Raw genomic sequence first — 25,435 nt, 5'->3', positions numbered from 1 at the left:
ATAAAAACGTTTTCGTTGCGCAATTATTAGTTTATTTTTGCACAAAACGATACAAGATGACTACATCATCAAACCTTCAAGAGTTCGTCACTCAAGTCCGACGTGACATTTTAAGGCAAGTTCATAAAGTAAATTCTGGTCACCCCGGTGGATCATTAGGGTGTACAGAGTTTTTTTCAGTGCTTTTTAAAGAAGTTCTTCGAGCCAAAGACCATTTTGATATGGATGGCAAAGACGAAGATCTCTTTTTTTTATCCAATGGTCATATTTCACCAGTTTATTACAGCGTTTTATCCCGATGTGGATACTTTCCAGTGGAAGAATTAAAAACCTTCAGGCATATCAATTCCCGATTGCAAGGCCATCCGACAACCCATGAAGGTTTACCGGGTGTAAGGACAGCTTCAGGTTCTTTAGGACAAGGACTTTCCGTTGCACTTGGCTCGGCTTTGAGTAAAAAACTTAACGGCGATAAGCATTTGGTGTATTCTTTACATGGTGATGGTGAGTTGCAAGAAGGACAAAACTGGGAAGCCATCATGTTTGCAGCAGCCAACAAAATTGACAACATCATTGCTACTGTAGATTATAATGGTCAGCAAATCGATGGATCAACCGACGATGTTTTGCCCATGGGCGACTTAAAAGCTAAATTTGAAGCCTTTGGCTGGGACGTGATTGAAGAAGAAAACGGCAATGATATCGATGCAGTGCGAAATGTTTTAGCTGAAGCTAAATCTAAAACCGGACAATCTAAACCAGTTGTAATTTTGCTCAAAACCATCATGGGCAACGGTGTTGACTTTATGATGCATACACACGCATGGCACGGTAAAGCGCCAAATGATGAGCAATTGGAAATCGGATTAAAACAAAATCCTGAAACTTTAGGAGATTATTAAAAAGAATAGTGATGAAAACATATACAAATACAGGAAATATTGATACACGCTCTGGTTTTGGTGCTGGTTTAGAAATACTTGGCGATAGCAATCCTAATGTCGTTGCACTTTGTGCTGATTTAACGGGTTCTTTAAAAATGAATGCCTTTAAAGACAAACATCCGGATCGCTTTTTTCAAGTCGGCATTGCCGAAGCCAATATGATGGGTATTGCTGCTGGGTTAACCATAGGCGGTAAAATCCCATTTACGGGGACGTTTGCCAATTTTTCTACAGGTCGGGTGTACGATCAGATCCGTCAAAGTATTGCGTATTCCGGAAAAAATGTCAAAATTTGTGCTTCTCATGCGGGCTTAACTCTAGGTGAAGATGGCGCAACCCATCAGATTCTGGAAGACCTCGGTTTGATGAAAATGTTACCGGGTATGACCGTTATAAATACCTGTGACTTTAACCAAACCAAAGCAGCTACTATTGCTATTGCTGACCATGATGGCCCGGTTTATTTGAGGTTTGGGCGTCCAAAAGTGGCAAATTTTACACCAAAAGATCAATCTTTTGAAATTGGAAAAGCCGTAAAGCTTCAAGAAGGCACTGATGTAACCATTGTGGCCACAGGTCATTTGGTATGGGAAGCCTTAGAAGCGGCAAAAACCTTACATGAACAAGGTATTGCTGCTGAGGTTATTAATATTCATACCATAAAACCATTAGATGACAAAGCCATTTTATCCTCTGTAAAGCAAACAGGGTGCATTGTCACTGCTGAAGAACACAACTATCTCGGTGGTCTAGGAGAAAGTGTTTCGCGAGTTTTGGCTCAACATCATCCTACACCTCAGGAATTTGTGGCGACTCAGGATACTTTTGGCGAAAGCGGAACTCCTGCACAGTTGATGGAAAAATACGGGCTGAATGCTAAAGCTATTGTAGAGAAATCTAAAAAAGTCCTTAAACGTAAATAATATGAAGTGGCTTAAATCCTTAATGTTGTGCATCATCATGACCACTTCGGTGATGAGTCAGGAAATGGAATATACGGATGAGATAAAATCTTTTCAGGAGGAACTTAATGCATTTTATAAGAGCCCCGAAGAATCACCCTTATCCAAAAAGGATCTTAAACGCTTTCAGTCTCATGACTTTTTTGATATCGATCCGGATTACAAGGTCTTAGCTGACTTTAAGGTAATTGAGTACCCGATTTTTACCATGATGAAGACCAGCACCAGACGACTCTCTAAGTACAAAGAATACGCCATAGTAAACTTTGAACTCAATGGCAAACCCCATCAACTCACTGTTTACCAAAGTACCAAACCCCCTTCGGAACCGAAGTATATTGATTATTTGTTTTTACCCTTTACCGACCTTACAAACGGACAGGAAACTTATGACGTCGGGCGATACATCGATCTCAAGATTCCCAAGGGCGATACCATTGTAATTGATTTTAATAAAGCTTACAATCCTTACTGTGCGTACAGTAAAAATTACTCCTGCGCTATTCCACCCGAAGAGAATCATCTTGAGACTCAAGTCAAAGCCGGTATCAAATCGAGTAACCTGTAAGGTTTAGGTTTTAAAACTCGTTTAAAGTTTGCAGAATTATTAACAGACGTCAAAGGATGTTCTCATTAGATTTGTGACATGAGACATTTGACATCTGATGACATCCAAAGCCTGCCAAGCAGATTCAGAGCACAATTTATCAATTCGATTACCGGCGTAAAATCAGCCAACTTGATTGGAAGTGTATCAGCCCGAGGGAATACCAATCTTGCCATTTTCAGCTCTGTAGTTCACCTCGGGAGTAACCCAGCTTTATTGGGCTTTTTATTGCGACCGACTACAGTTGAGAGACATACCTTTAATAATATTAAAGAGACCTCAGCATTTACTATAAATCAAGTTCAAACGCATTTCATTGACAAAGCCCATCAAACCTCTGCAAAATACAATCATAATATTTCAGAATTTGAAGCTGTAGGTTTAGAAGAAGAATTCTTAAGCGATTGTAAAGCGCCGTTCGTGAAGTCGGCTCCGCTTAAAATTGCGTGTCGGTATAAAAATGAGTATGTTATAGAAGAAAATGGCTGCCGACTGATCATTGGTGAAGTCACCGATGTATTCTATCAAAAACAAATTCAGTCTAAAGATGGATTTCTGGACCTCACACAAACTGATACGGCAGGTATTTTAGGAAGCGATGCTTATGTTAAGATTGATTTACTCCATAGGTATGAATACGCTCAACCCGATCAGGTTTTAAAAACTAAATAATAATAGAGTTCAGTCAAACGAATTATAAATATGGCACATCGTAAACCCCATTTACCAGAAAAGATCTGTCCGGTGTGCGGAAGACCATTCAAATGGCGAAAAAAATGGGAGAAAAATTGGGATAACGTAAAATATTGTAGCAAAAAATGCAGAAGAAACAAGTCAACATCATCTGGTTTAGAAACGATTTAAGAATTGATGATAATCCAACACTCCTCGAAAGCCTTAAGTCGGAGTTACCTGTAATTGGTCTCTATTGTTTTGAACCACGCCTATACGAAAAATATTTTTACGATCTAAAAAAAACGGAATCGTTTAGAGCACAGTTTATTATTGAATCTGTGAAGGACCTCAAGGCTCAGCTTCATTCACTAAATATTGGACTTAAGATATCGATGCAATCACCTGCCGAAGCGGTTCAACAGTTATCAGAATCGTATTCGATTCAAAATGTATTTTTCCAAAAAGAATGGACTTCAGAAGAAGTAGATGTTGAAAATGAGCTTAAAGCTAAGCAATCAGACATCACGTTTAAAAGCAATCTTGGTCAATTCCTTTACCACCCGGAAGACAGTCCTTTTGATAATTATGACGAAATTTCTCAGGTGTTTACCCATTTCAGGAAAAAATGTCAAAAGTTGTCTGAAGTGCGATCGGTTCTACCAAAAACAGAGCCACAATCAGATGAAAATTATATTAAATTTGATGATAAAGTCCCTGATTTAGCATATTTAGGGCTTGAACCGTTTGAAAGAGATTCACGAACAGCATTTCCTTTTAAAGGTGGCGAGACGGCAGCTTTTGAACGAATGAATTATTATTTTTGGGAAACTGAAAAGCTTAAATATTATAAAAAGACCCGAAATGGATTATTAGGAAAAGATTACAGTTCAAAATTTTCTGCATGGCTGGCACATGGCTGCATTTCTCCTAGACGGATTTACAGTGAAGTTAAAAAATTTGAAAAAGAAATCAAAAAAAATCAGGATACCTACTGGTTGATTTTTGAATTGATTTGGAGAGACTATTTCAAATATGTGTCCCTAAAACACGGCAATGCTATTTTCAAAATTGGAGGAATCCTTAAAAAAGACTACGATTGGCATCGCAATAAAGCAGCATTTAAAGACTGGACTGCTGGAAAAACAAAGGATAATTTTGTAAATGCAAACATGATAGAGTTAAAGCGAACCGGGTTTATGAGTAATCGCGGCAGACAAAATGTTGCAAGCTATTGGTCTAAAACCCTAAAACAAGATTGGCGAATAGGTGCGGCTTATTTTGAAGCTATGTTAGTTGATTATGATGTGCATAGCAATTGGGGAAATTGGATGTATAATTCCGGGGTTGGCAATGATCCAAGAGACCGCAAATTTAATACCCAATTACAAGCCAAACGCTACGACAGCAATGGGAAATACAGAAGAACCTGGTTACAGGATCAGTTGTTTTAGTGAGATAATCAGATGCCTAAAAACAGGTTAAAACTTTAAGCATTTTAAGTTGGTGTATTTAATTTCTTTTAAATTTGATTAAAATCTGAAATTATGTCTGAAAAAAAGCCAGATCAAGTTGTTTATAATGAAGAAGAAGATAAGTATGAAGCTGGTTTATTGCCTTATGCCACCAATGCGTCTGCACCTAAAATTACTTCTGAAGATTTAACTGGCTGGAAAAATACTAATATTCATAAAGCTAATCATCAGATTAAGACTGAATACGACAAATTAAAGTCTGCCTACGATGATTTGATGCAACAATATGAATATAACAAATTGATATACAATGCTGAATTTAGTTTTGAACCGATCGTAGGGCAGGTCTATCATTTGTATTTAAAAGACAATGATCAGAGTTTTTTATCCATCATTTCACCCGACGAATGTTCTTTCAAATTTAAAGGAAGCTTTAAACTCAATGACGATAAAATCTGGTTACGGGTTGATGAAGATTAAGCTCTAGTACTTATCCGGATTTGCAATAATATCTTCTGCCCTACTGATATGATTTTCTAAAGTCTCTTTATTCATTTTATTGAGCACACTCATCATCATATTCATTCTGTTATTATTCTTGAAATACTCTCGTTTTTTATGAAGAAAATTCCAATATAGATTATTAAACGGGCAAGCATCTTCACCTTCTTTTTTGGAGACTTTATAATGGCAGGATTTACAATAATTACTCATTTTATTGATGTAACTCCCACTGGACACATAGGGCTTGGTCGCTACGATGCCAGCATCAGCAAATTGACTCATTCCTCTGGTATTGGTAAGTTCTGCCCATTGTATGGCATCCATGTAAATGCCGAGATACCAATCATCCACTTCATCAGGGTCAGTCATGTTGAGTAGTGCAAAATTTCCGGTAACCATCAATCGCTGAATATGATGTGCATAAGCGTGGTCAAGACTTTGATTGATGGCGTGACTCATACAATTCATTTTGGTTTCGCCAGTCCAATAAAAATCTGGGAGCTTATTAGTATTATCCAATTTATTTAAAGATTCATATTCGGGCATTTTATCCCAGTAAATGCCGCGCATATATTCGCGCCAACCCAAGATTTGCCTCACAAAACCTTCAATTTCGGAAATATCGATTTCGTCTTTTCTATCGTAATAGGTTTCTACAGCAGAATTGATGACCTCTTTTGGAGACAGCATTTTGGTATTCATAGCAAAGGAAAGACGAGAATGGAACAACATTTTTTGATCGGTATGCATGGCATCTTCATAATCGCCGAAATGTAAAAGTAAATACTTGCAAAAATAGTCTAAGACTTCTAAACATTCTTTTCTATTGATGGGCCATTCAAAATGCTCGGGGTCAATTCTACCTATATATTTGATGTCTTTAGTCCTAATACTTTCATAAACATCATTAACGTCATGGGCAAATAATTTGGCTTCGGGAATCTCAGGCTCACCTTTCCAGACTTTTCGGTTGGATTTGTCAAAATTCCAATCGCCGCCCTCAGGTTGTTTGTCGTTTTCCATCAATATCGCATGCTTCTTTCTCATGTCGCGGTAAAAGTATTCCATAATCATGGTTTTTTTACCTTCAAAAAATTCAGCGACCTCTTCTCTACTCGTATAAAAATGTTCGGTATCATAGGCCTGGCTTTCAATGCTCAGCACTTCACAAAACGCTTTTAATTTTTGATCTAAACGGTATTCATCAGGATATTGATATTCAAATTTTTCTATGCTATGCTTGGATATGATGTGTTTGAGATTATCCTCTAGGTTTTGTTGGTTTTGGTCATCATCAATCTTATAGTATATGACTTGATGTCCTTCATTTTCAAGATGCTCGGCCAAAGAACGCATGCCCATAAAAAACCCAATGATTTTCTGAATATGGTGATTGACATAGCCTGTTTCCTCTAGAGTTTCGGCCATAAAGTAAATGGTATTATCATCGGTTTGGTCATACCAGGAATGTTGGTAATTGAGTTGGTCGCCTAGGATAAATCGCAAAGTTTTCATTAATTGTTTTTTTCTAAAATAACTTTTATCATTTAGAGTATATCTATCCTGAATAATTTTAGTTAATATTTAGAATAATTTTAGACTCGGGTTTGATTTTTTACAAAAAAAAAGCAATGGAGTTTTTTGAAAAATGGAATCTAATCAAAATTTAATTATGTTTGAATAGATAACGAATTGTTATGTCTTCTGCTGAAACAATAAATGATATATTAGACGAATTAGACCAAATCATAGCTGAATGTGAAGCTACAAATCACAGATTAGGTGTGTTTGCTTACGTCTACAGACGAACAACCGCGGAAATTGCCAAAGAAATAGCCTTAGGACATTTTGAAGACAATAAACGCATGGAAGCCTTTGATGTTGCTTTTGCCATGCTTTACATCAATGCATACAAAAACTATAAAGTCAACAAACCTGTAAGTAAATCTTGGGCTTTTGCCTTTGAGCAAGCAGAAAAACCCATTGACCATAATTCAGCATATTTTAATGGGAATGAATGCGCACATCAATCTAGATCTGGCCATAGCGACAGCAGCAACCATTGAAGGCCAAAATATAATGGACCTGAAAAATGATTTTGATAAGGTAAATGCTATCCTGCGTCAAATTACAGATGAACTACAATAGCGAATAAGCCGAGTTTCTCCACTATTCTTTTTACTCGATATCCTTGGTCAACGCTCGGACGAAAAAATAGTTGATTTTAGCCTGCAAAAAGCGAGATCTTACGCCTGGCATGGCGCTAAAACGATTTGGTCTCAAGAGGTAAGCGAACGTAACAAAACGATTCAAAACATGGATGGTTTTGCCCTAAAGTTAAGTCAACTTATTAGTTATCCCAACTCATGGATATTGAAACTAATTTTGAAAGTAATTGGAGCCTTTGAAGAAAAAATGTCAGTCAAATTATATTAACACTATATAAATAAAATTTAAAATTCTAAGCTCGATATTTGTAATATAAGTCACACTTATGAAAAAAGCTTTAAAAATCACCGGTATTGTTTTATTGGTTTTGGTATTACTTTTAGCCGTAGCTCCTTTTTTATTCCAAGACCAAATTGAAAAGAGCATCAAAAAAACAGTCAACAAAAATGTGAATGCTCAAGTGGAATGGTCTAGTCTAAACTTAAGTTTGTTATCAAACTTCCCAAACGCCAAAGTAGGCTTAGAAAATCTTTCCATTATCAATAATAAACCTTTTGAAGGCGATACCTTGTTTTATGCAAAGGAATTTGAATTAAAAATGGGATTGTTTGAGATTTTTGACACAAAAAATCTCAAAGTGGATGGTATATTTATGGATAATGCTGTGGTGAATATTATAGCAAACAGAGATGGCATTGCTAATTACGATATTCAAAAGGCGTCTGATACTGCTCAAGATGAACCTTCAAACAATTCTTCAACTGAAGACGCTTTAAATTTAGAATTAAGTGCTTATCAAATTTCAAATTCTAAAATTATATACCAAGATGCCGAGGCTATGAAGTTAACTTTAGAGCATTTTAACCATACTGGTCAAGGCGATTTTTCTAAAAATGTATTTGTTTTAAAAACCCATACCGATGCTAAAGTGTCTTTTGTTTATGACAGCACGGCTTACCTCAGTCAAAACAATATTGTCTTAGATGCTGATTTGGCGATGGATCTAGACCAAATGCGTTTTAGCTTTAAAGACAATAAGGCACTCATCAATCAATTGCCTTTAGCCTTTGATGGTTATGTCCAAATCAATGACAGCAGTCAAGAACTGGACATTAACTTTACCACTCCAAATTCTGACTTTAAAAATCTTTTGGCTTTAGTGCCCGAAGAATATGCCGGAAATTTTGATGGCGTTTCCACTCAAGGCGAGTTTAATCTTGATGGACGACTCCATGGGGTGATTGACGATAAGCATATACCTAAAATCAACATTGTTTTAAACAGTCAAAATGCTGAATTTCAATATAAAGACTTACCCAAAAAGGTCGGTAATATCAATCTAGATCTCAAACTATTGAATGAGTCCGGACTTGTGGAAGACACCACAATCGACATTAATACCATAGATTTTAGTATAGATCAAGATAGATTTTCTGGTTCTGCACATTTTAAAAATCTCACCAAAAACATGAAAGCCGATATTGTTGCTGAAGGTGTCATTAATCTTAATAATCTAAGCCAAGCCTATCCAGTAGAAACTAAACTAGGTTTAAATGGAGTGTTAAATGCTGATTTTGAAACCCATTTTGATAGGAATAGTATTGAAAATGAACAATATCAAAATATTAAAAGTAAAGGTCAATTACAATTAACTGATTTCAAATACGCCTCCGAAGAATTGGCAAATCCATTTGAAATTAAGACCGCACTAGTCAAATTTAACCGCGGTGATGCAGAGTTATCAAATTTTAATATGACAACTGGACAAACTGATATTCAAGCACAAGGAAAACTCAATAATTTAATCGGTTATATGTTTTCTGATGAAGATTTGAAAGGTAGTTTTAAAGCCAATTCTAACAGGTTTAGAGTCAATGATTTCATGACAACATCTGCAGAAGAATCATCAAAACCTACTGGTTCTGAATCTAGTGAAGAAAGCACAAGTCAGGTATCAACTGAGGAAGCCATAAAAATTCCAAGTCAATTAGATTTGAGTCTAGATTTTACAGCCAAAGAAGTGGTTTATGAGAACTATAATTTAAAAAATGCCACAGGTCAATTGAGTATCAAAGACCAAAAAGCAAGTCTTAACAAAATTCAAGCCGACTTATTTGGTGGGAAAGTTTTGGTTGATGGCAATGTCAGTACAAAGACAGAAACCCCAACATTTGGTATGAGTCTTCAATTGCAAAATATTGATATTGCGTCTTCAATGCAAGATGTAGGATTACTCAAAGGATTTACTCCAATTCTTAAATCACTCGTCGGAAAATTTACTACTGAATTTGATTTTTCCGGTGACATGACTGAAGGGCTCTCTCCTATTCTAACAAGCCTAAAGGGTTCTGGACTGGCTAATATTATTCAAGCCAGAGTCGAACCTTCTAAAATGCCACTTACCAATTCACTTAATAGTCAGTTGAATGTTATCGACTTTAACAAATTGAAGCTCAATGATGTGGCAACCACATTTAAATTTAATAATGGTGCTGTAAATGTTAAGCCCGTAAAATTTAAAATAGAAGATATAGATGTTAATCTCCAAGGCAGCCACAGTTTAAATAATGTTATGGATTACACTGTCAATCTAAATCTACCGGCAAAATATTTTGGTAATGAGATAGGCAGTCAATTGGCTAAACTGAGTATTACCAAAGTAAAAAATATGAAAGTGGATCTCCCTATTGGAATCAGTGGAAATTTAAAACAGCCTACTATAAAAGTTGATATGCAATCTGCAGTCAGTAATTTAACCAATCAAATTATTGAACAGCAAAAAGATGAGCTTATTGGAAAAGCCGGAGAAGAACTCACAAATTTACTTGGTGGCAATTCAAAAAATGATAAAGCTTCTGATTCGACTTCTACAGAAGATGACAAGGTCGAAGAAACGGTTAAAAATGTACTTGGCGGTTTACTTGGTGGAAAGAAAAAGAAGAAAGAAAATGACAATTAAAACCTCAAGATTTGTGCAAAACTTTAGCCTTGTTAGGATAATCGGTTATTAATCCATCAACTCCCATTTCAAGTAAGGTTTTCATATCAGAAATATCGTTAACAGTCCAAGGAATGACTTTGACTCCACTATCGTGAGCTTGTTTGATATCTAAGCTGTCCAACACTTCATATTGTGGACTGTAGATGTCAGGCGTTCTTTCAAGACTTTGGAGGTTATCGTAAAAATTACCCTGCCCGACTAGGTAAGCGACGGCTAGCTGAGGATAATTGTCTTTAACGTATTGAATCACCCGTTTATCAAAGCTTTGAATAGTGATTTTATTTAATGGAATCAATTCCTCCTTAATGGATTTTACAACCAAGTCAACAAAAACTTGAGGACTTGGATGAAAAACATTATCGGTTTTGGGTGAAGACTTTAATTCGATGTTCAAACCTACCCTTTTGCCTTTATCTCTTAGATGTTCAGTACTCAGTTTGATAACCTCAGTCAAAAGGGGTTTATGGGTCTTAGCCAGGGTTTGATCTGGAAAATCAGGGTGAACCAGACTGCCGCAATCAAAGCTTTTGATCTCTTCATAGGTCATATTATAGAGGTTGTATGCTGTTTGATCTTTAATTTTTTCCCCGTTAGGGTCGAGACATATCTCAGGATTCATATAAGCCTCATGAGAAACCACAACCAATGAATCTTTAGAAATAACAACATCGAGTTCAAGTGTATTGACACCCAGATCTACAGCTTTTTGAAACGCCGGAAGACTATTTTCCGGTAAAATCCCTCTGGCGCCTCGATGGCCTTGCAGGTCAAACTTGTAAGATTTCATCGCTATGGATTTTTTGTTATTCTGTTTTTTACATGAAAATATCACCAAACATAATCCGAACAACAGAAAAATTAATTTAAACCGCATGCTAAAAGGTCTTGTTAAGGTCGCCGATCATATTTTCAGGTTTTACCCATTCATCAAATTCACTCTCGGTGAGGTGACCTAACTCCACAGCAGCCTCTTTGAGTGTTGTTCCGTCACTGTGGGCTTTATTGGCAATTTCAGCAGCTTTATAATAGCCAATCTTGGTATTTAATGCAGTGACCAGCATCAAACTGTTATTGAGCAATTCATCAATACGTTCTTGATTGGCTTCAATACCAACCACGCAATTATCAGCAAAAGAAATACAAGCATCCCCAATCAATTCAGCACTTTGAAGCAAATTGGCTGCCATTACGGGTTTAAACACGTTAAGCTCAAACTGCCCTTGCATCCCTCCTACATTGACAGCGGTTTCATTTCCTATGACTTGAGCGCAAACCATGGTTAAGGCCTCACATTGCGTTGGGTTGACTTTACCAGGCATAATTGAAGAACCGGGTTCATTGGCAGGAATGATGATTTCGCCAATGCCACTTCGCGGTCCCGAAGATAACATCCTGATATCGTTTCCAATTTTATTCAGTGAAACCGCAAGTTGCTTTAATGCGCCATGAGTTTCTACTAAAGCATCGTGAGCCGCTAAAGCCTCAAATTTGTTTTGTGCGGTTTTAAACTCAAAACCTGTAAATTTAGAAATGTAATCGGCTACTTTGACATCATAACCTTCAGGCGTATTTAAACCTGTCCCAACAGCAGTGCCTCCTAGAGCTAACTCTTGTAAATGAGGTAAGGTATTTTTTAAAGCCTTTAGTCCATAATCCAGTTGAGCTACATAGCCGCTAAACTCTTGACCTAAAGTCAAAGGCGTAGCATCCATAAAATGCGTTCGCCCAATTTTCACCACCTTTTTTAACGCTTTGGCTTTTTGATCGAGAGCATCTCTGAGGTGTTGTACGCCAGGAATAGTATTTTCAATAATTTTTTTATAAATCGCAATGTGCATACCAGTAGGAAAAGTATCGTTTGAAGATTGGGATTTATTGACGTCATCGTTGGGTTGTAAGGTTTTTTCGCCTTCACCCAAGGTTTTTCCGGCCAGAATGTGGGCACGATTGGCGATGACCTCATTGACATTCATGTTGCTTTGAGTGCCAGAGCCGGTTTGCCAAATCACTAAAGGAAATTGGTCGTCATGTTGACCTTCTAAAATTTCATCACAAACTTGAGCAATAAGATCACGTTTTTTGGTATCCAAAACCCCGAGTTCTGCATTAGTATAAGCTGCAGCTTTTTTGAGGTAAGCAAAACCATATACAATATCGAGAGGCATTGAAGCCTGAGGTCCGATTTTGAAGTTATTACGAGAACGCTCAGTTTGTGCTCCCCAAAGTTTATTCCTTGGTACTTTTACATTGCCTATTGTATCTTTTTCTATTCTGTATTCCATTCGATTTTTTTTTCACAAATTTAATTAAACTAGCAGTAATATAGATTTCTAAAATCAATAATGTGTTGTAAATTTTTAATTTAATTCATTTTCTAAATGCTTTTGTTTTGTAAAATTCATTTATATTTGTAGTCAAAATGCATATTATGTTTGAGTTTGATCAATATCTGGGTTTCATATTATTTTTGACCATTCTTACGATTGGGTTTTGGTTGTTAATATTTTTAACCGCCATTCTTCCCTATTGGATTGGAGGTTCATTGATGGAGCGTTTAAAAGAAAACAAAAAACACAAGCAAGAGCAAGAACAAGAATCGGTTTAAACACGCTTAAATTTCTTACCGTTTAATAAAACAAGCCGTCTTATCGTCCCGTCCCGAAACTTCGGGATCTGGAAGGAAAGTCCGGACACCAAAGTGCAAGCATAGCGGGTAACACCCGTCGCTCTGTCTATTACGTCAGTGTTGGACCAGTGCAACAGAAAGCAAGTACAGTTAGGCTGTAGTGAAATCAGGTAAACTCTATGCGGTGCAATACCATGTATACCAAGGCTCGAATGTGGCACGCATGATCTTGGAGGGTTGGTAGCTTGATCCCAATAGTAATATTGGGGCCAGATAAATGATAAGATTCCGTCTCGACGGGAACAGAATCCGGCTTATAGGCTTGTTTTATTTATTAAAGCTTTACTTCTACTTTTTCAGGGTTTGAAGTATAGTTCAACATCATCAAAATCAGATTGTTTTGTGTATTAGATTTATTTAAAAGGCTAAGTCTTTAATGTTTGGAGTTAGCGTCTTCAATGTTATAAGTTCGAGACCTTCGGCTATCACTTAGGATAGACTTTGTCGAGAACTACTTACATCTCGTCTGAGCCTGTCTTGAGCTTTTCGAAAGGCTCGATGTTGAAACAGGTTAAAATGGAAGTATTAAAGAACTTCAATGTTTTGATAGAATGAAATACGTATCAAAAATTTTTTTATAATCTTATCTATCACTAAACCAGGAAAACACAGAATGCCCATATTGTCGTTTTTGGTCAAAATTGGGATGACCGGACAAGTCTGTGTGTTTAGAATGTTCGACGATTAAAATTCCATTGTCATTCAATTGCTTTTTGGCCATAACCGTGTGAATTAATTTATAAAATTCTTCTTCACCCATTTCATAGGGTGGATCGGCAAAAATAATATCAAACCTATTCTCAGAAGTTTCCAAAAAATCAATGACCTCTTGAGTCTTTACTGTCATATCAATCCCGAGCTGCTGTGTGGTTTGAGATATAAAATCAGTACAACCTCTATGTTGATCTACTGCAGTAATATCTCGAGTTCCTCGAGAAGCAAACTCTAATGAAATCGAACCTATTCCTGCAAACAGGTCTAAAACTTTTAATTCATCAAGAATATAGCTGTGGTATAAGATATTAAAAAGCGCCTCTTTTGCCCGGTCAGTGGTTGGTCTTACCGGTAAATGGTTTGGAGCGATGATTCTTCGGCTTTTAAATGCACCGGATATTATTCTCATAAATTTAATTATTTTTTGGACTTATTATTCATGTCATTTTTTCTAATACCAGGTCGCTGTAAGACATCTCAATGGTATCAGATTGGCTTAATTCAAAAAAGTTGAAATATTTATGGCATTGTTGCTTCAACTCTTGTATGCTAAACTTTTGATTAGTATCAATAGCTTCAACTTCTATAAAAGCCCCTAATTTTTTGACAATATCAAAATGAAATTTGATATTCTTATAAAAATATATTTTTCGTTTTTTATCAACTATGACTTTTACACCAAATTGTTTAGTCAATATTTGTTTTAGCGCAGGATCGGGTTGATGTTGATATAATATGACATCAGATGGTTTTGCGCCAGAGAGGTTTTCTCTGTCATAGTTGATCAAAGCATTTTCAATACGGCCTTCTCTCAATTTTAATCTTCCATATTTTACATTAAAGTAGGTGTCTATTTGGTGGTCAAGTCCTTGATAATTCGGCTGAAGTGATAACAACTTACGTTCGTATTTTTTGATATCACTAACTTTTGCTTTAAACTCATAGTTTTTAATATTCATTGCCTTGAATTATTGATTATAGGTGGGCTTTGGAATTTAAGCAATCTTTCAAAAATAATTTTAAACAACAAGTGAAGCTAAATTTTTTTGTTCACACTTAACATTTAAAATGTATTTTTTAATCATTTTAAGCCAAGCGCTTTCATCTTCACTATTGTGATACAATTCAAGTTGAAGTGTCCTTTGATTAAAATGGAGTTGTTCTACACAAAACAAAATATAATAGACCAAATCTAAGTCGGTTTCATAGTTGAAAGTATTACACAGCTTAAATTTGCGACCTTCATAGGCGACAATATCTAAACTCGTGTTTTGGATATATACCATCAGTCTTTCAGTTTGTTCAAATGTATTTGGGTATGCGTGTTTAATTAAGGCGTGTGTGAAGTGCTCAAATTCAAATTCTTGAACCTGGTCTAAGAGGGCGTTGTGGTAATTCATTAAAGGAATGTAAACCTGGTATGCCTTTATTGTTGGGATGTGCTCAGATACAATTTGATCTTCTTCAAACAGTTTGACATTGTATTTAAGATAATCTGCTTTTGCTTGTTCTTCGTAATAATCCTGAGGTATTAAACTATAAAACCCATTAGAAAACCCCAATTTTACTGCATCAAATTGATAGTTGTGTATAGTATCAAGCAATCGCTTTTGGAATAGATTCAAGCTTTTTGAACTTAAAATATCATTGATGGCTATGAAGTCAAGAGATATAGATTTTTGAGGTTCTTGGTGGTGTAAATAAAACAAAAATCCATCCTGACCGATCAAGATGGATAATTGTTGAAATGTATTGATGTCTGTTTTACTCTTGTTTACCATAGTTTATTGGCCAGTTACCACTGGTATCAACCTCATCCATAGAACCTACTTTGATGTATGGTCCATTTACGCCATCAACAGAAATGGTTTGCTTTTCCTGAATTATCAATTCCGGATCTAAACCCTCTAAAATGATAGACTTATTGACTTTTGCTTCAAATACCGGAACGCGGTTTTTATTTACGGTTACATAACCCGATTTCATTTCAAACTTTTTATCTTCGGTAGTAGGTACAATTTCAAGTTTAGAATAATCGTAATTACTAAACAAAGAATCTTTGACCATTACTGTGCCAAGGGTATCAATCACGACATCTTCAACCATTTTATCAACACCATAAGTTTTAAGGTATTCTTTATCGAGATAAGAGGTATCGCGGCGTTGCGTCAAGGTAAATTCTGCAGTATCAATAAATTGAGTTAAACTGTCAAAAGAACCTGTGAATTTGCCGGTAACATCGCGATGAGCCAATTGTGCTTTTCTAATCTTATCCATCTTTTTGATGACTTGTGCGTAGCGCTTTTCTTTTTCCTTATTAAACTCTACGGGTCCATAGATAGCTTTGTAATTTAAATACACTAGTACTACAATAGCAACCCATAAAACAATTTGAAGAACTAATTTCATATTTTATTTAAATAATGTTTAGACTTTAGACAAATCTACAATTTTTTTTTTATCCAAAAAGATTAAGGCTATAAATTCATTTTTATTTCCTTATTTTGGACGTAATTATTAGTGAAAATCTACACATGACCGAGCATGAACTTTACAACTATTTAGCCACTGATTTTGCCTACACCCCAACACCCGATCAAACCACCGCATTAAAGCGTTTATCAAAATACTTGATCGACAACGATAACGAACAAATATTTTTATTGAAAGGCTATGCCGGTACGGGAAAAACAACCATTATCTCAACCGTTGTAAAAAACCTGTCTAAATTACGATTAAAATCCTCATTAATGGCGCCAACAGGTCGTGCGGCAAAAGTCATGAGCAATTACTCCAATAGACCAGCTCAAACTATTCATAAACGCATTTATTTTCCCCAAAAAAACAGTAAAGGTGGCGTTAACTTTGTGCAAAAAGACAATAAATTTAGAAACACTGTATTTATTGTAGATGAAGCTTCTATGATTCCTGATTTTTCATCTGGTGATGATTTGTTTAGCGGTAATTCTTTGCTGGACGATCTCATCGAGTTTGTTTTTAGTGGTGAAAATTGCAGGTTAATTCTTATTGGGGATACCGCTCAGCTTCCGCCCGTAAAAGCAGAATTGAGTCCGGCTTTAGACCAAGATACCTTAAGGACAAAATACCATACAGAGGTGATTCCTATCGAACTGACTAAAGTGGTTCGGCAACAACTCGACAGTGGTATATTACGCAATGCAACCCAAATGCGTGAAGGCTTACAAAACGAATTTCCGGAGCATTTTCAATTTAATTTACAGCAACAAAATGATTTGATTCGGCTCATTGACGGTTACGAAATTATGGATGCCATCAATTCAGCTTATGACAATGATGGCCATGAAGAAACGGCTATTGTGGTGCGTTCTAACAAACGCGCCAATCAATATAACCAACAAATTCGTCAGCGAATCTTGATGCGAGAAGGCGAAATTGCCGTAGGTGATTTTCTCATGGTCGTCAAGAACAATTATTTTTGGTTGAAACCCACTTCAGAAGCCGGGTTTATTGCTAACGGCGATATTATTGAAATTCTCAAAATTAGAGGCCTTTTTGATTTGTATGGCTTTCGTTTTGCCAAGATTAAGGCTCAAATGGTCGATTATCCGGATATGAATGCCTTTGAAACCGTTATTATATTAGATACCTTAGAAATGAATACCCCGTCATTACCGTTCAAGGAATCCCAAAAACTGTATCAAGAAGTTTTAAAAGATTATGCCGAGATCAAATCCAAATACAAGCAGTTTTTAAAGGTGAAGAATAATGAATTCTTTAACGCGCTTCAGGTCAAATTCAGTTACGCCATGACGTGTCATAAATCACAAGGCGGCCAGTGGAATACGGTATTTGTGGAGCAACCTTACTTACCGGAAGGCCTTGATGAAAGCAGTTTGAGATGGCTTTATACCGCTTGTACCCGCGCCAAAACTAAATTGTATTTAATCGGCTTCCAAAATAACTTTTTTGAAGATTAAGTTCTATCTTTAGTCTACGGTCTTCCGTCTACGGTCTACTGTTTACGGTCTTCCGTCTACTGTCAACTGACGACTGACGACTGACGACTGAAGACTGTCAACTGCCGACTGAGGACTGTCTTATGTCTACTGTCTACGGTCTTCGGTCTACTGACAACTGCCGACTGTGGACTTTGGTCTGACGACTGTCTTCTGTCTACCGTCTACGGTCTTCTGTATTCTGTATTCTGTCTACTGTCAACTGACGACTGTGGACTGTCAACTGACGACTGTCAACTGAGGACTGTGGACTGCCGACTGACAACTTTCAACTTTCAACTTAAAACTTCCAAACTATATCAAAATAATTGTAATCTTGTATTGATAATTTTTTGTATACCATGTCCGAAACCCCTTTAGTGTCAATCATCATCCCAACTTACAATCGCGCACACCTGATCGGGGAAACGCTGGATTCGGTCTTAGCACAGACCTATCAAAATTGGGAATGCATTATTCTCGATGATGGCTCAACCGACAATACAGATGATGTGGTTGGGGAATATGTCCTAAAAGACCCACGGTTTAAATATTACCATCGCCCGGACGAGCATTTACCCGGCGGTAATGGGGCGAGAAATTTTGGGTTTAAGATGAGTAAAGGAGACTATGTGAATTGGTTGGATAGTGATGATTTATTTTCTGAAAATAAAATTGAAGAGCAGTTAAAATTAATTATTGGTGAATCTAAAACAGTCAGTACTTGCAGATGGGGAAGGTTTGAGAATAAAAATAATTTTAGTTTAAAAGAACTCAAATTCAACAGACTGCCACGCCTCAAAATTGAGGCGCGCAGTGACGTAGACATCAAGCTATTGTCACATCGAGCCATCCTGACCGGCGAGGCAGGTCGATTTTTTGAATGCAATGGAAAAAATTTGTATCGAGATGTAATCTATATTTAGAACTTCTTTATAGCTAAGCTATTTAATAAGTAAATTACTTTTCCAAAGCATGCAAACTTTCTTTTAAGGTTTCAATTTTAGCAAGCGCGTCAGCTTGTTTTTGTTTTTCTTTGTCAACCACCTGTTTAGGGGCATTATCGACAAATCGCTTATTGGACAATTTTTTTTCTACCGAATTTAAAAAACCTTGGTAATACTCTAAATCTTTTTGAAGTTTTTCTTTTTCTTCTTCAACATCTATTGCGCCCTCTACAGGAATATAATAAACGTTTGATTTTACACTGAAACTTAAAGTGCCTTCTTGTTGTTCTTTGACATAACTCAAATCACTAACTTGACCTAACTTTTTAATTATAGTGTCAAAATCTTTTGTAAAGTTTTCTTTGTTTTCAACCTTTAAATCAATCGCTGTTTTAAAAGGTATATTTTTGGACTTACGTACTGAACGAATTTGCGTGATGATTTCTTTAGTGATCTCAAAATTCTCAATGATATCTTTATCAAAATCTTCTTGCTTTGGCCATTGTGATATGATTAAAGCCTCATCACTCTTTCTTTTTTTAATATTTTGCCAAAGTTCTTCTGTAATAAAAGGCATAAATGGGTGCAATAGCTTAAGATTATCTTCAAACAATTGTATACAAGCAGATTTAGTTTTAGCATCAATGGGTTGTTGATAAGCCGGTTTTAAAATTTCTAAAAGCCAAGAACAGAAGTCATTCCAAACCAACTTATAACTGGTCATCAGCACATCTGAAATACGGTATTTGGAGTAGTGGTCTTCAATTTCTTCTAATGCCTGCTGCAACCTATATTTATACCATTCTAGACCTATTTTAGCGTAATTGGATTGAGGTAAGTCAGGATTGACCTTCCAAGATTCAATCAGGCGATGAGCATTCCAGATTTTATTGGCAAAAGATTTGCCTTGTTGACAAAGGGCTTCGTCAAACAACAAATCGTTTCCGGCTGCACTACTTAATAATAAGCCAACCCGAACCCCATCTGCGCCAAACTCATCGATTAATCCTATGGCATCTGGTGAATTGCCCAAAGATTTAGACATTTTTCGGCGCTGTTTGTCTCTCACTAAACCGGTTAAGTATACATTGTCAAATGGTTTCTGATCAGCAAATTCATAACCGGCCATAATCATTCGAGCTACCCAAAAGAATAGGATGTCCGGACCAGTTACTAAATCTTTTGTTGGATAATAATACTTAAACTCTTCATTGTCTGGATGTCTTATCCCATCAAAAACAGACATTGGCCATAACCAAGACGAAAACCACGTATCTAAACTGTCTTCATCTTGTATGAGGTCTTTTACTGTCAAATCAGGTTTTTCAAACTTGTCTTGTGCTAATTTTAAAGCTTCGTCATGACTTTTGGCCACGACAAATTTTGTGCGATCCACACCATCTTTAGTTTTTAAGTAATAAGCAGGAATTTGGTGACCCCACCATAATTGGCGAGAAATGTTCCAATCTCTCACGTTCTCTAACCAATGTTTATAGGTGTTTTTAAACTTTGAAGGAAATAACTTTACAGATTCATCTTTCATCACAGCCTCTAAAGCCGGTTGTGCTAAATCTTTCATCTTCAAAAACCATTGCTCAGAAAGTTTAGGTTCTATGACAGCTTTAGTGCGTTCAGACAACCCTATTTTATTGGTATAATCTTCAGTTTTAATTAAATATTTGTTTTTGCTCAGCGCTTGAGCAAAGGCCTTTCTCGCCTCAAATCGATCTTGACCTTCATATTCTAATCCGTAGGCATTAAGCGTCGCATCATCATTAAAAATGTCTATTATCTCCAAATTGTGATTCTCGCCAATAAGCTTATCGTTTTCATCGTGAGCCGGTGTGATTTTTAAGCAACCGGTTCCAAATTCCATATCCACATAATCGTCAAAAATGATAGGAATTTCGCGATTAACGATAGGTACGACAGCTTTTTTCCCTTTCAAATGTTTAAACCGTTCGTCATGATGATTGATACAAATCGCAGTATCGCCAAAAATAGTTTCCGGCCTTGTTGTGGCTATAGTTAATACTTCATCACTATCGACAATCGGATATTTCACATAGTACAACTGACCTTGTTGTTCTTCGTAAATCACTTCTTCGTCAGAAAGGGTAGTTTTGGCCTCTGGGTCCCAATTCACCATGCGATAGCCTTTATAGATCAAACCCTTGTTATATAAATCAATAAAAACCTGTATCACAGAGTCGTACATATCATCATCCATGGTAAATTTGAGCCTGTCCCAGTCACAAGATGCGCCAAGACGTTTCAACTGAGATAGAATTTGACCACCATAATCGTGGGTCCAATCCCAAGCGTGTTTTAAAAATTCATCACGACTTAAATCTGTTTTTTTAATGCCTTCAGCCTTGAGTTTAGCGACGACTTTAGCTTCTGTGGCTATAGAAGCGTGATCTGTTCCAGGCACCCAACACGCATTATAACCTTTAAGCCTAGCACGTCTGATCAACACATCTTGAATGGTATTATTAAGCATGTGACCCATATGTAAAACACCGGTGACATTAGGAGGCGGAATCACAATGGTATATGAAGGTTTATCATTAATTTCTGAATGAAAAAAATTATTTTCCATCCAGTATGTATACCATTTTTGTTCTACTTCCTGATGCTTATAAGATGACGGTGTGGCCATAAAAATTTAATTAGATGGCAAAAATACAGATTAGCATGATAATTGTGTTAATATTTGTTTGATAATATTAGAGATTTTGAAATTGAAGTTTTTAAATTTATATTTGGAACATGATGAAGCCCTTCGATAAGTTTTTTTTATTATCATTTTTGTTGTTCATGACTTTAATGAGCGCTCAAGATTCAAATGCTTTAATATTTGAAGAAGACACTTGTGATTATGGTTCGCTCAAGGTTGGGGATACAGCTGAATGTATTTTTAATTTCAAAAACACAAGTAAAACTGTGATAAAAATCATAGATATCAAGAGCAATTCCAGACATATAGAATTTGAATTATCAAATGATACAATTAATCCCTCTGAAAAAGGACAGCTTACTGTAATTTATAATTGTAAAGTTGAAGGACCAATTAGAAAAACCATAACAATCTTTACAGACACTAAGCCAGATGTCTATACTGTATTGGTCAAGGGTAGGATACTTCTAAAACCATAAAAATTATTCCAAAAATCGACTTTTTAAAATCAGTGATTTCTCATAAATCCGACCGCCTCTTTTGATTTCAAATTTTATTTCTTTGCCTTCTTCAGAGCTAAGGAGTTTGGTTATTTCTTCCAAATCATATCGGTCACTTCGTCTCCCTTGTATTTTGGTTATAATATCACCTTCTATAAAACCGGCCTCAAAAGCAGAGGAGTTTGGTCTAATTGCCCCAATTTTTAAAATTGGTTCTAATTGAACGAAAACTTTGGCTTTTGTTTCTATTCTTTGAGTTGCATTAGAACTTCTTTTATTCGTGTTGGTTTGAGGAAAAATATTTTGGAAATATGTTCGAGCTTGAAACCCATCATACTTTAAAAGCAAACCGCTCATATCATAATTAAATATATCTTCAAAAAACCTATTTGGTTTTAGGTAAACTGCCCCATTTTTATAGTCTAATATCCAATGGAATCTTTTCAGAACTTCAGAACCTAAAACACCGCTTTTATCAGTAAAGTTTACCCCTTTGTATGAAGTGGTGTCTGGATAAGCTATTTTGGGTTTTTCAAGTTTTATATCTCCGATTTTAAAGCTATGGGCTTTAGACCTTATTCCTTCAATAACATCAGCAAAACCATATCCAAGAATATCTTCAAAATTTTTATTTGGTATCTCTGTATTGGCATTTGGTTTTAACCAAATAGCATCACCCGACCCTGTATCTATTAAAAAAATAAATTCATGCCATTCATCTAAGACATTAATTAAAGCTTTTACATAAGGTTTACCTTTATGAATTCTTAATTTTAACTTACTGTATGATCTTAGTTTTTTATTAAAATATTTTGGATTATATATTTTTATGAATGCCTTAGAATAATTGATTTTAAAAACATGATTTTTAAAAAAATCATAGCCTAAAATTCCCTGTACAGGATAACCGATCTTATCTGATACATTAAACTTATCGTCAAATATGACATAGACATCATGAGATTGGTCTTTAAATTTGTCAATTGATAAAGTATTATTCTCAACTTTATAAGCAAAGGTTTTGTGCTGACCGGAGACCCCTTTAATTAAAATTTTTTTTGATGTTTGTTTTAAAATATTCTCTTTTTCCTTTAACCCAAATACAACGGTTTTGTCAACCCCGGTATCAATCAAAAAATTCATGGGCTGACCATTGAGTTTTACCTCCATTATAATTAAATTGTTAAAATTGACAAAATTGACTTTATAAGATCGTTTATTGTCTCTGTGAAATTGAAAACCTTGATCTTGTGCATTGCAGTCTAGTGTAACAATTGAAATAAATAAAAGTAACTTGATCAATTTTAACATGAATGTAATATACAAACTTTTTAAAATGTATATAACATCAAAATTAAAGCCATAAATTCGCAGTAAAAACTTTTTTATGCCAAATATTTCTAAAAAAGGCGTGGCCATGCCGCCTTCACCCATAAGAAAACTTCAACCTTACGCTGATAAAGCCATTAAAGCAGGAAAACATATTTATTATTTAAATATTGGTCAGCCTGACATCAAAACACCTCAAAAAGCCTTAGATGCTGTAAGAAATACAGATATCGAAATTTTATCTTACAGTCCATCACAAGGGTTTGAAAGTTATCTTCATAAACTGGTTCAATATTACAAGCATAATACTATCGACATTGACTCATCTGAAGTTATCGTTACCACTGGTGGAAGTGAAGCGCTATCATTTGCCATGGGAAGTATTACAGATTTTGGTGATGAGATTATTATTCCGGAACCGTTCTATGCTAATTATAATGGATTCTCAACCGCATATGGGGTGACGGTAAAACCTGTAACTTCTAAGCTTGAAGACAATTTTGCCTTACCTCCTATTTCAGATTTTGAAAAACAAATCACACCAAAAACAAAAGCAATACTGCTTTGTAACCCAGGAAATCCCACAGGATACCTGTATACTAAAGATGAAATTGAAGCCATTGCTGATTTAGCCTTAAAACATGATATTTTTGTAATTGCGGATGAAGTCTATCGTGAATTTACATATGACGGTGCTGAACATTATTCTATTATGAATGTTGAACGCCTTAGAGAACATGCCATTATGGTAGATTCTGTGTCGAAGCGGTTTTCGATGTGTGGTGCGAGAATTGGCTGTATGGTTTCAAAAAATCAAGAGGTTATAAAAACAGCCATGAAGTTTGCACAAGCTAGGTTAAGCCCGCCAACTTTAGCTCAAATTGCAAGTGAAGCAGCACTTGATGTCGACAAATCCTATTTTAAAGATGTCAATGCAGAATATACTGTAAGAAGAAATATCCTGGTAAAAGGGTTGAAAAAAATTAAAGGCGTTAAAGTCGCTGAACCCAAAGGCGCATTTTACTGTGTAGCCCAGCTGCCTGTAAATAATACAGAAGATTTTGCGCAATGGCTTCTGGAAGAATTTGAAGATCGTGGTGAAACCATTATGGTTGCACCTGCTTCTGGTTTTTATTCTACACCCCAAACAGGTTTAAATCAAATTCGTATGGCGTATGTTTTAGAAGAAAAATCTTTAATAAGATCCATAAATATCCTCGAAAAAGCCCTTCAACTTTACAATGCCTAGATGGAGTTAAAAACTAACTTTTCACTTAAACCTTATAACACTTTTGGTATTGATGTCAAAGCCAAACAGTTTATAAGCGTGTCTTCAGTTGATGAATTAAAGCATGTTTTAAAACGATTTTATACTGAAGAAATATTTGTTTTAGGAGGTGGAAGCAATATGTTACTCACCGAAGATATTTCAAAAACTGTCTTACATGTCAACATTAAAGGAATTCAAACTATAGAACAGACTGAAGAATATGTCGTTTTAGAAGTTGATGCTGGAGAAAATTGGCACGACTTAGTAGTTTGGACATTAAATCACAATTATGGTGGGCTTGAAAATTTATCGCTTATTCCTGGAAATGTTGGCACTTCACCCATACAAAACATTGGTGCTTATGGCGTGGAACTCAAAGATGTTTTTGTGTCCTGTGATGCTATTCACCGACAGACCTTAAGTCATAAAACCTTTTCTGCACAAGATTGTAAGTTTGCTTACAGACAATCTGTTTTTAAAAATGAATTAAGAAATCAATACATCATCACAACAGTAAGATTTAGACTAACTGTTAATAATCATCATATTAAGACAGATTACGGTGCCATAAAAAAAGAATTAGAAAAATATAAAATCTCAAACCCCAAGCCTCAAGATATTTCGAAAGCTGTTATCAATATTAGACAATCTAAATTGCCGGACCCAAGTGTTTTAGGGAATTCTGGAAGTTTTTTCAAAAACCCAATTGTAAGTTATCTAAAATACAAAGATTTAAAAAGCCAATATCCTGAGATACCTTCATACAAAATTGACAAAAATCGTATTAAGATTCCCGCAGGTTGGCTCATAGATCAATGTGGGTTAAAAGGTTATCGAGATCAAGATGCCGGTGTACATAAGAAGCAAGCCTTAGTACTGGTCAACTACGGGAAAGCCAGTGGCCAAGACATTTTAAATCTTTCAAAAAAAGTACAACATGAGGTTTTCCAAAAATTCTCTATTCAACTGGAGCCTGAAGTCAATATCATTTAATACTC

General features: G+C 35.8%; 23 protein-coding genes, 1 other RNA gene and 1 pseudogene. 16 read left to right on the top strand and 9 right to left on the bottom strand.

From position 1 onward, the window contains the following. The first annotated feature begins 56 nt into the window (after positions 1-56). From FCN74_RS05270 to FCN74_RS05240, 7 genes are all read left to right on the top strand, one after another. Positions 57-902: a transketolase gene (locus tag FCN74_RS05270; RefSeq protein ID WP_138931558.1), complete on the top strand. Its 846-nt coding sequence runs from the start codon at positions 57-59 to the stop codon at positions 900-902. 11 nt (positions 903-913) lie between these two features. Then, positions 914-1,867, top strand: coding sequence for a transketolase family protein (locus FCN74_RS05265; RefSeq protein WP_138931557.1), 954 nt, complete (start codon positions 914-916; stop codon positions 1,865-1,867). A gap of 1 nt (position 1,868) precedes the next feature. Further along, positions 1,869-2,474: a DUF1684 domain-containing protein gene (locus FCN74_RS05260; RefSeq protein WP_138931556.1), complete on the top strand. Its 606-nt coding sequence runs from the start codon at positions 1,869-1,871 to the stop codon at positions 2,472-2,474. Between the two features lie 78 nt (positions 2,475-2,552). After that, positions 2,553-3,185: a flavin reductase family protein gene (locus tag FCN74_RS05255; RefSeq protein ID WP_138931555.1), complete on the top strand. Its 633-nt coding sequence runs from the start codon at positions 2,553-2,555 to the stop codon at positions 3,183-3,185. A 30-nt stretch (positions 3,186-3,215) separates the two neighbouring features. Next, positions 3,216-3,377: a DUF2256 domain-containing protein gene (locus FCN74_RS05250; RefSeq protein WP_138931554.1), complete on the top strand. Its 162-nt coding sequence runs from the start codon at positions 3,216-3,218 to the stop codon at positions 3,375-3,377. Then, positions 3,332-4,639 carry a DASH family cryptochrome gene (locus FCN74_RS05245; protein WP_138931553.1) on the top strand — a complete coding sequence of 436 codons (1,308 nt, stop codon included), beginning with the start codon at positions 3,332-3,334 and terminating at the stop codon, positions 4,637-4,639. Before FCN74_RS05250 ends, FCN74_RS05245 begins: the two co-directional genes overlap by 46 nt. Positions 4,640-4,732: 93 nt before the next feature. Next, positions 4,733-5,140 carry a DUF2452 domain-containing protein gene (locus tag FCN74_RS05240; protein ID WP_138931552.1) on the top strand — a complete coding sequence of 136 codons (408 nt, stop codon included), beginning with the start codon at positions 4,733-4,735 and terminating at the stop codon, positions 5,138-5,140. Positions 5,141-5,143: 3 nt separating this feature from the next. On the opposite strand, the gene FCN74_RS05235 is transcribed toward FCN74_RS05240, so the two are convergent. Continuing rightward, positions 5,144-6,679, bottom strand: a complete 1,536-nt coding sequence (locus FCN74_RS05235) for a cryptochrome/photolyase family protein (RefSeq protein WP_138931551.1) — start codon at positions 6,677-6,679, stop codon at positions 5,144-5,146. A 182-nt stretch (positions 6,680-6,861) separates the two neighbouring features. Here FCN74_RS05235 and FCN74_RS12410 point away from each other — a divergent pair. Continuing rightward, positions 6,862-7,600: pseudogene (locus tag FCN74_RS12410) on the top strand (DUF5995 family protein). Between the two features lie 58 nt (positions 7,601-7,658). After that, positions 7,659-10,292, top strand: coding sequence for an AsmA-like C-terminal region-containing protein (locus FCN74_RS05225; protein ID WP_138931549.1), 2,634 nt, complete (start codon positions 7,659-7,661; stop codon positions 10,290-10,292). Positions 10,293-10,296: 4 nt separating this feature from the next. Here the strand turns inward: FCN74_RS05225 and FCN74_RS05220 are convergent, their stop codons facing one another. Together FCN74_RS05220 and fumC are read right to left on the bottom strand one after the other, a co-directional pair. Further along, positions 10,297-11,121, bottom strand: a complete 825-nt coding sequence (locus tag FCN74_RS05220; protein WP_171047115.1) for a glycerophosphodiester phosphodiesterase family protein — start codon at positions 11,119-11,121, stop codon at positions 10,297-10,299. 88 nt (positions 11,122-11,209) lie between these two features. Then, entirely contained in the window at positions 11,210-12,616 is a 1,407-nt protein-coding gene (gene fumC, locus FCN74_RS05215) for a class II fumarate hydratase (protein WP_138931547.1), read from the bottom strand. Between the two features lie 146 nt (positions 12,617-12,762). Between fumC and FCN74_RS12040 the strand changes: the two genes are divergently transcribed. Both FCN74_RS12040 and rnpB read left to right on the top strand, forming a co-directional pair. Next, on the top strand, positions 12,763-12,939 hold the full coding sequence (locus tag FCN74_RS12040) for a hypothetical protein (RefSeq protein ID WP_171047114.1): 177 nt from the start codon (positions 12,763-12,765) through the stop codon (positions 12,937-12,939). A gap of 27 nt (positions 12,940-12,966) precedes the next feature. Then, positions 12,967-13,293: RNase P RNA component class A (gene rnpB, locus FCN74_RS05210), an RNA gene on the top strand. A 310-nt stretch (positions 13,294-13,603) separates the two neighbouring features. Here rnpB and FCN74_RS05205 read toward each other — a convergent pair. Genes FCN74_RS05205 through FCN74_RS05190 form a run of 4 tightly spaced genes read right to left on the bottom strand, consistent with a single transcriptional unit; the run spans position 13,604 to position 16,143 of the window. Beyond that, complete coding sequence (locus tag FCN74_RS05205) at positions 13,604-14,152, bottom strand: RsmD family RNA methyltransferase (protein ID WP_317128773.1); 549 nt, start codon at positions 14,150-14,152, stop codon at positions 13,604-13,606. Positions 14,153-14,171: 19 nt separating this feature from the next. Next, positions 14,172-14,693, bottom strand: coding sequence for a class IV adenylate cyclase (locus FCN74_RS05200; RefSeq protein ID WP_138931545.1), 522 nt, complete (start codon positions 14,691-14,693; stop codon positions 14,172-14,174). A 60-nt stretch (positions 14,694-14,753) separates the two neighbouring features. Then, positions 14,754-15,515, bottom strand: coding sequence for a DUF3822 family protein (locus FCN74_RS05195; RefSeq protein WP_138931544.1), 762 nt, complete (start codon positions 15,513-15,515; stop codon positions 14,754-14,756). Further along, positions 15,499-16,143 (bottom strand): hypothetical protein, encoded by a 645-nt coding sequence (locus tag FCN74_RS05190; RefSeq protein WP_138931543.1) that lies wholly within the window; start codon positions 16,141-16,143, stop codon positions 15,499-15,501. Before FCN74_RS05190 ends, FCN74_RS05195 begins: the two co-directional genes overlap by 17 nt. A 125-nt stretch (positions 16,144-16,268) precedes the next feature. Here FCN74_RS05190 and FCN74_RS05185 point away from each other — a divergent pair, with 125 nt between their 5' ends. Both FCN74_RS05185 and FCN74_RS05180 read left to right on the top strand, forming a co-directional pair. Beyond that, positions 16,269-17,693, top strand: coding sequence for an ATP-dependent DNA helicase (locus FCN74_RS05185; RefSeq protein ID WP_138931542.1), 1,425 nt, complete (start codon positions 16,269-16,271; stop codon positions 17,691-17,693). A gap of 398 nt (positions 17,694-18,091) precedes the next feature. Continuing rightward, a complete protein-coding gene (locus FCN74_RS05180; RefSeq protein WP_171047113.1) occupies positions 18,092-18,637 on the top strand; it encodes a glycosyltransferase family 2 protein in 546 nt (181 codons plus the stop codon). Between the two features lie 34 nt (positions 18,638-18,671). Here FCN74_RS05180 and FCN74_RS05175 read toward each other — a convergent pair whose 3' ends face one another. Beyond that, on the bottom strand, positions 18,672-21,320 hold the full coding sequence (locus FCN74_RS05175; RefSeq protein WP_138931540.1) for a valine--tRNA ligase: 2,649 nt from the start codon (positions 21,318-21,320) through the stop codon (positions 18,672-18,674). A gap of 110 nt (positions 21,321-21,430) precedes the next feature. Between FCN74_RS05175 and FCN74_RS05170 the strand changes: the two genes are divergently transcribed. After that, positions 21,431-21,817 carry a DUF1573 domain-containing protein gene (locus FCN74_RS05170; RefSeq protein ID WP_138931539.1) on the top strand — a complete coding sequence of 129 codons (387 nt, stop codon included), beginning with the start codon at positions 21,431-21,433 and terminating at the stop codon, positions 21,815-21,817. Between the two features lie 3 nt (positions 21,818-21,820). On the opposite strand, the gene FCN74_RS05165 is transcribed toward FCN74_RS05170, so the two are convergent. Further along, a complete protein-coding gene (locus FCN74_RS05165) occupies positions 21,821-23,149 on the bottom strand; it encodes a retropepsin-like aspartic protease (RefSeq protein WP_171047112.1) in 1,329 nt (442 codons plus the stop codon). Positions 23,150-23,225: 76 nt separating this feature from the next. On the opposite strand from FCN74_RS05165, the gene FCN74_RS05160 reads away from it, so the two are divergent. Both FCN74_RS05160 and murB read left to right on the top strand, forming a co-directional pair. Then, the gene (locus FCN74_RS05160; protein WP_138931537.1) at positions 23,226-24,416 is read left to right on the top strand and encodes a pyridoxal phosphate-dependent aminotransferase; all 1,191 of its coding nucleotides are present in this window, start codon (positions 23,226-23,228) and stop codon (positions 24,414-24,416) included. Next, entirely contained in the window at positions 24,417-25,430 is a 1,014-nt protein-coding gene (gene murB / locus FCN74_RS05155) for a UDP-N-acetylmuramate dehydrogenase (protein ID WP_138931536.1), read from the top strand. Positions 25,431-25,435: the final 5 nt, after the last annotated feature.

This window comes from Mesohalobacter halotolerans (assembly GCF_006120725.1).
Taxonomy (GTDB): domain Bacteria; phylum Bacteroidota; class Bacteroidia; order Flavobacteriales; family Flavobacteriaceae; genus Psychroflexus; species Psychroflexus halotolerans.
The sequence above is the reverse complement of the archived record's forward strand: the minus strand, read 5'-3'. Positions and strand labels throughout refer to the sequence as shown.

Bases quoted from the DNA above. Each gene is read 5' to 3' on its own strand.
- FCN74_RS05200 (WP_138931545.1), bottom strand. From the start codon at position 14,693: ATGAATATTAAAAACTATGAGTTTAAAGCAAAAGTTAGTGATATCAAA.
- FCN74_RS05220 (WP_171047115.1), bottom strand. From the start codon at position 11,121: ATGAAATCTTACAAGTTTGACCTGCAAGGCCATCGAGGCGCCAGAGGG.
- FCN74_RS05185 (WP_138931542.1), top strand. From the start codon at position 16,269: ATGACCGAGCATGAACTTTACAACTATTTAGCCACTGATTTTGCCTAC.
- FCN74_RS12040 (WP_171047114.1), top strand. From the start codon at position 12,763: ATGTTTGAGTTTGATCAATATCTGGGTTTCATATTATTTTTGACCATT.
- FCN74_RS05195 (WP_138931544.1), bottom strand. From the start codon at position 15,515: ATGGTAAACAAGAGTAAAACAGACATCAATACATTTCAACAATTATCC.
- FCN74_RS05165 (WP_171047112.1), bottom strand. From the start codon at position 23,149: ATGTTAAAATTGATCAAGTTACTTTTATTTATTTCAATTGTTACACTA.
- FCN74_RS05265 (WP_138931557.1), top strand. From the start codon at position 914: ATGAAAACATATACAAATACAGGAAATATTGATACACGCTCTGGTTTT.
- FCN74_RS05160 (WP_138931537.1), top strand. From the start codon at position 23,226: ATGCCAAATATTTCTAAAAAAGGCGTGGCCATGCCGCCTTCACCCATA.
- FCN74_RS05235 (WP_138931551.1), bottom strand. From the start codon at position 6,679: ATGAAAACTTTGCGATTTATCCTAGGCGACCAACTCAATTACCAACAT.
- murB (WP_138931536.1), top strand. From the start codon at position 24,417: ATGGAGTTAAAAACTAACTTTTCACTTAAACCTTATAACACTTTTGGT.
- fumC (WP_138931547.1), bottom strand. From the start codon at position 12,616: ATGGAATACAGAATAGAAAAAGATACAATAGGCAATGTAAAAGTACCA.
- FCN74_RS05255 (WP_138931555.1), top strand. From the start codon at position 2,553: ATGAGACATTTGACATCTGATGACATCCAAAGCCTGCCAAGCAGATTC.
- FCN74_RS05175 (WP_138931540.1), bottom strand. From the start codon at position 21,320: ATGGCCACACCGTCATCTTATAAGCATCAGGAAGTAGAACAAAAATGG.
- FCN74_RS05245 (WP_138931553.1), top strand. From the start codon at position 3,332: ATGCAGAAGAAACAAGTCAACATCATCTGGTTTAGAAACGATTTAAGA.
- FCN74_RS05270 (WP_138931558.1), top strand. From the start codon at position 57: ATGACTACATCATCAAACCTTCAAGAGTTCGTCACTCAAGTCCGACGT.
- FCN74_RS05170 (WP_138931539.1), top strand. From the start codon at position 21,431: ATGATGAAGCCCTTCGATAAGTTTTTTTTATTATCATTTTTGTTGTTC.
- FCN74_RS05240 (WP_138931552.1), top strand. From the start codon at position 4,733: ATGTCTGAAAAAAAGCCAGATCAAGTTGTTTATAATGAAGAAGAAGAT.
- FCN74_RS05225 (WP_138931549.1), top strand. From the start codon at position 7,659: ATGAAAAAAGCTTTAAAAATCACCGGTATTGTTTTATTGGTTTTGGTA.
- FCN74_RS05260 (WP_138931556.1), top strand. From the start codon at position 1,869: ATGAAGTGGCTTAAATCCTTAATGTTGTGCATCATCATGACCACTTCG.
- FCN74_RS05250 (WP_138931554.1), top strand. From the start codon at position 3,216: ATGGCACATCGTAAACCCCATTTACCAGAAAAGATCTGTCCGGTGTGC.
- FCN74_RS05190 (WP_138931543.1), bottom strand. From the start codon at position 16,143: ATGAAATTAGTTCTTCAAATTGTTTTATGGGTTGCTATTGTAGTACTA.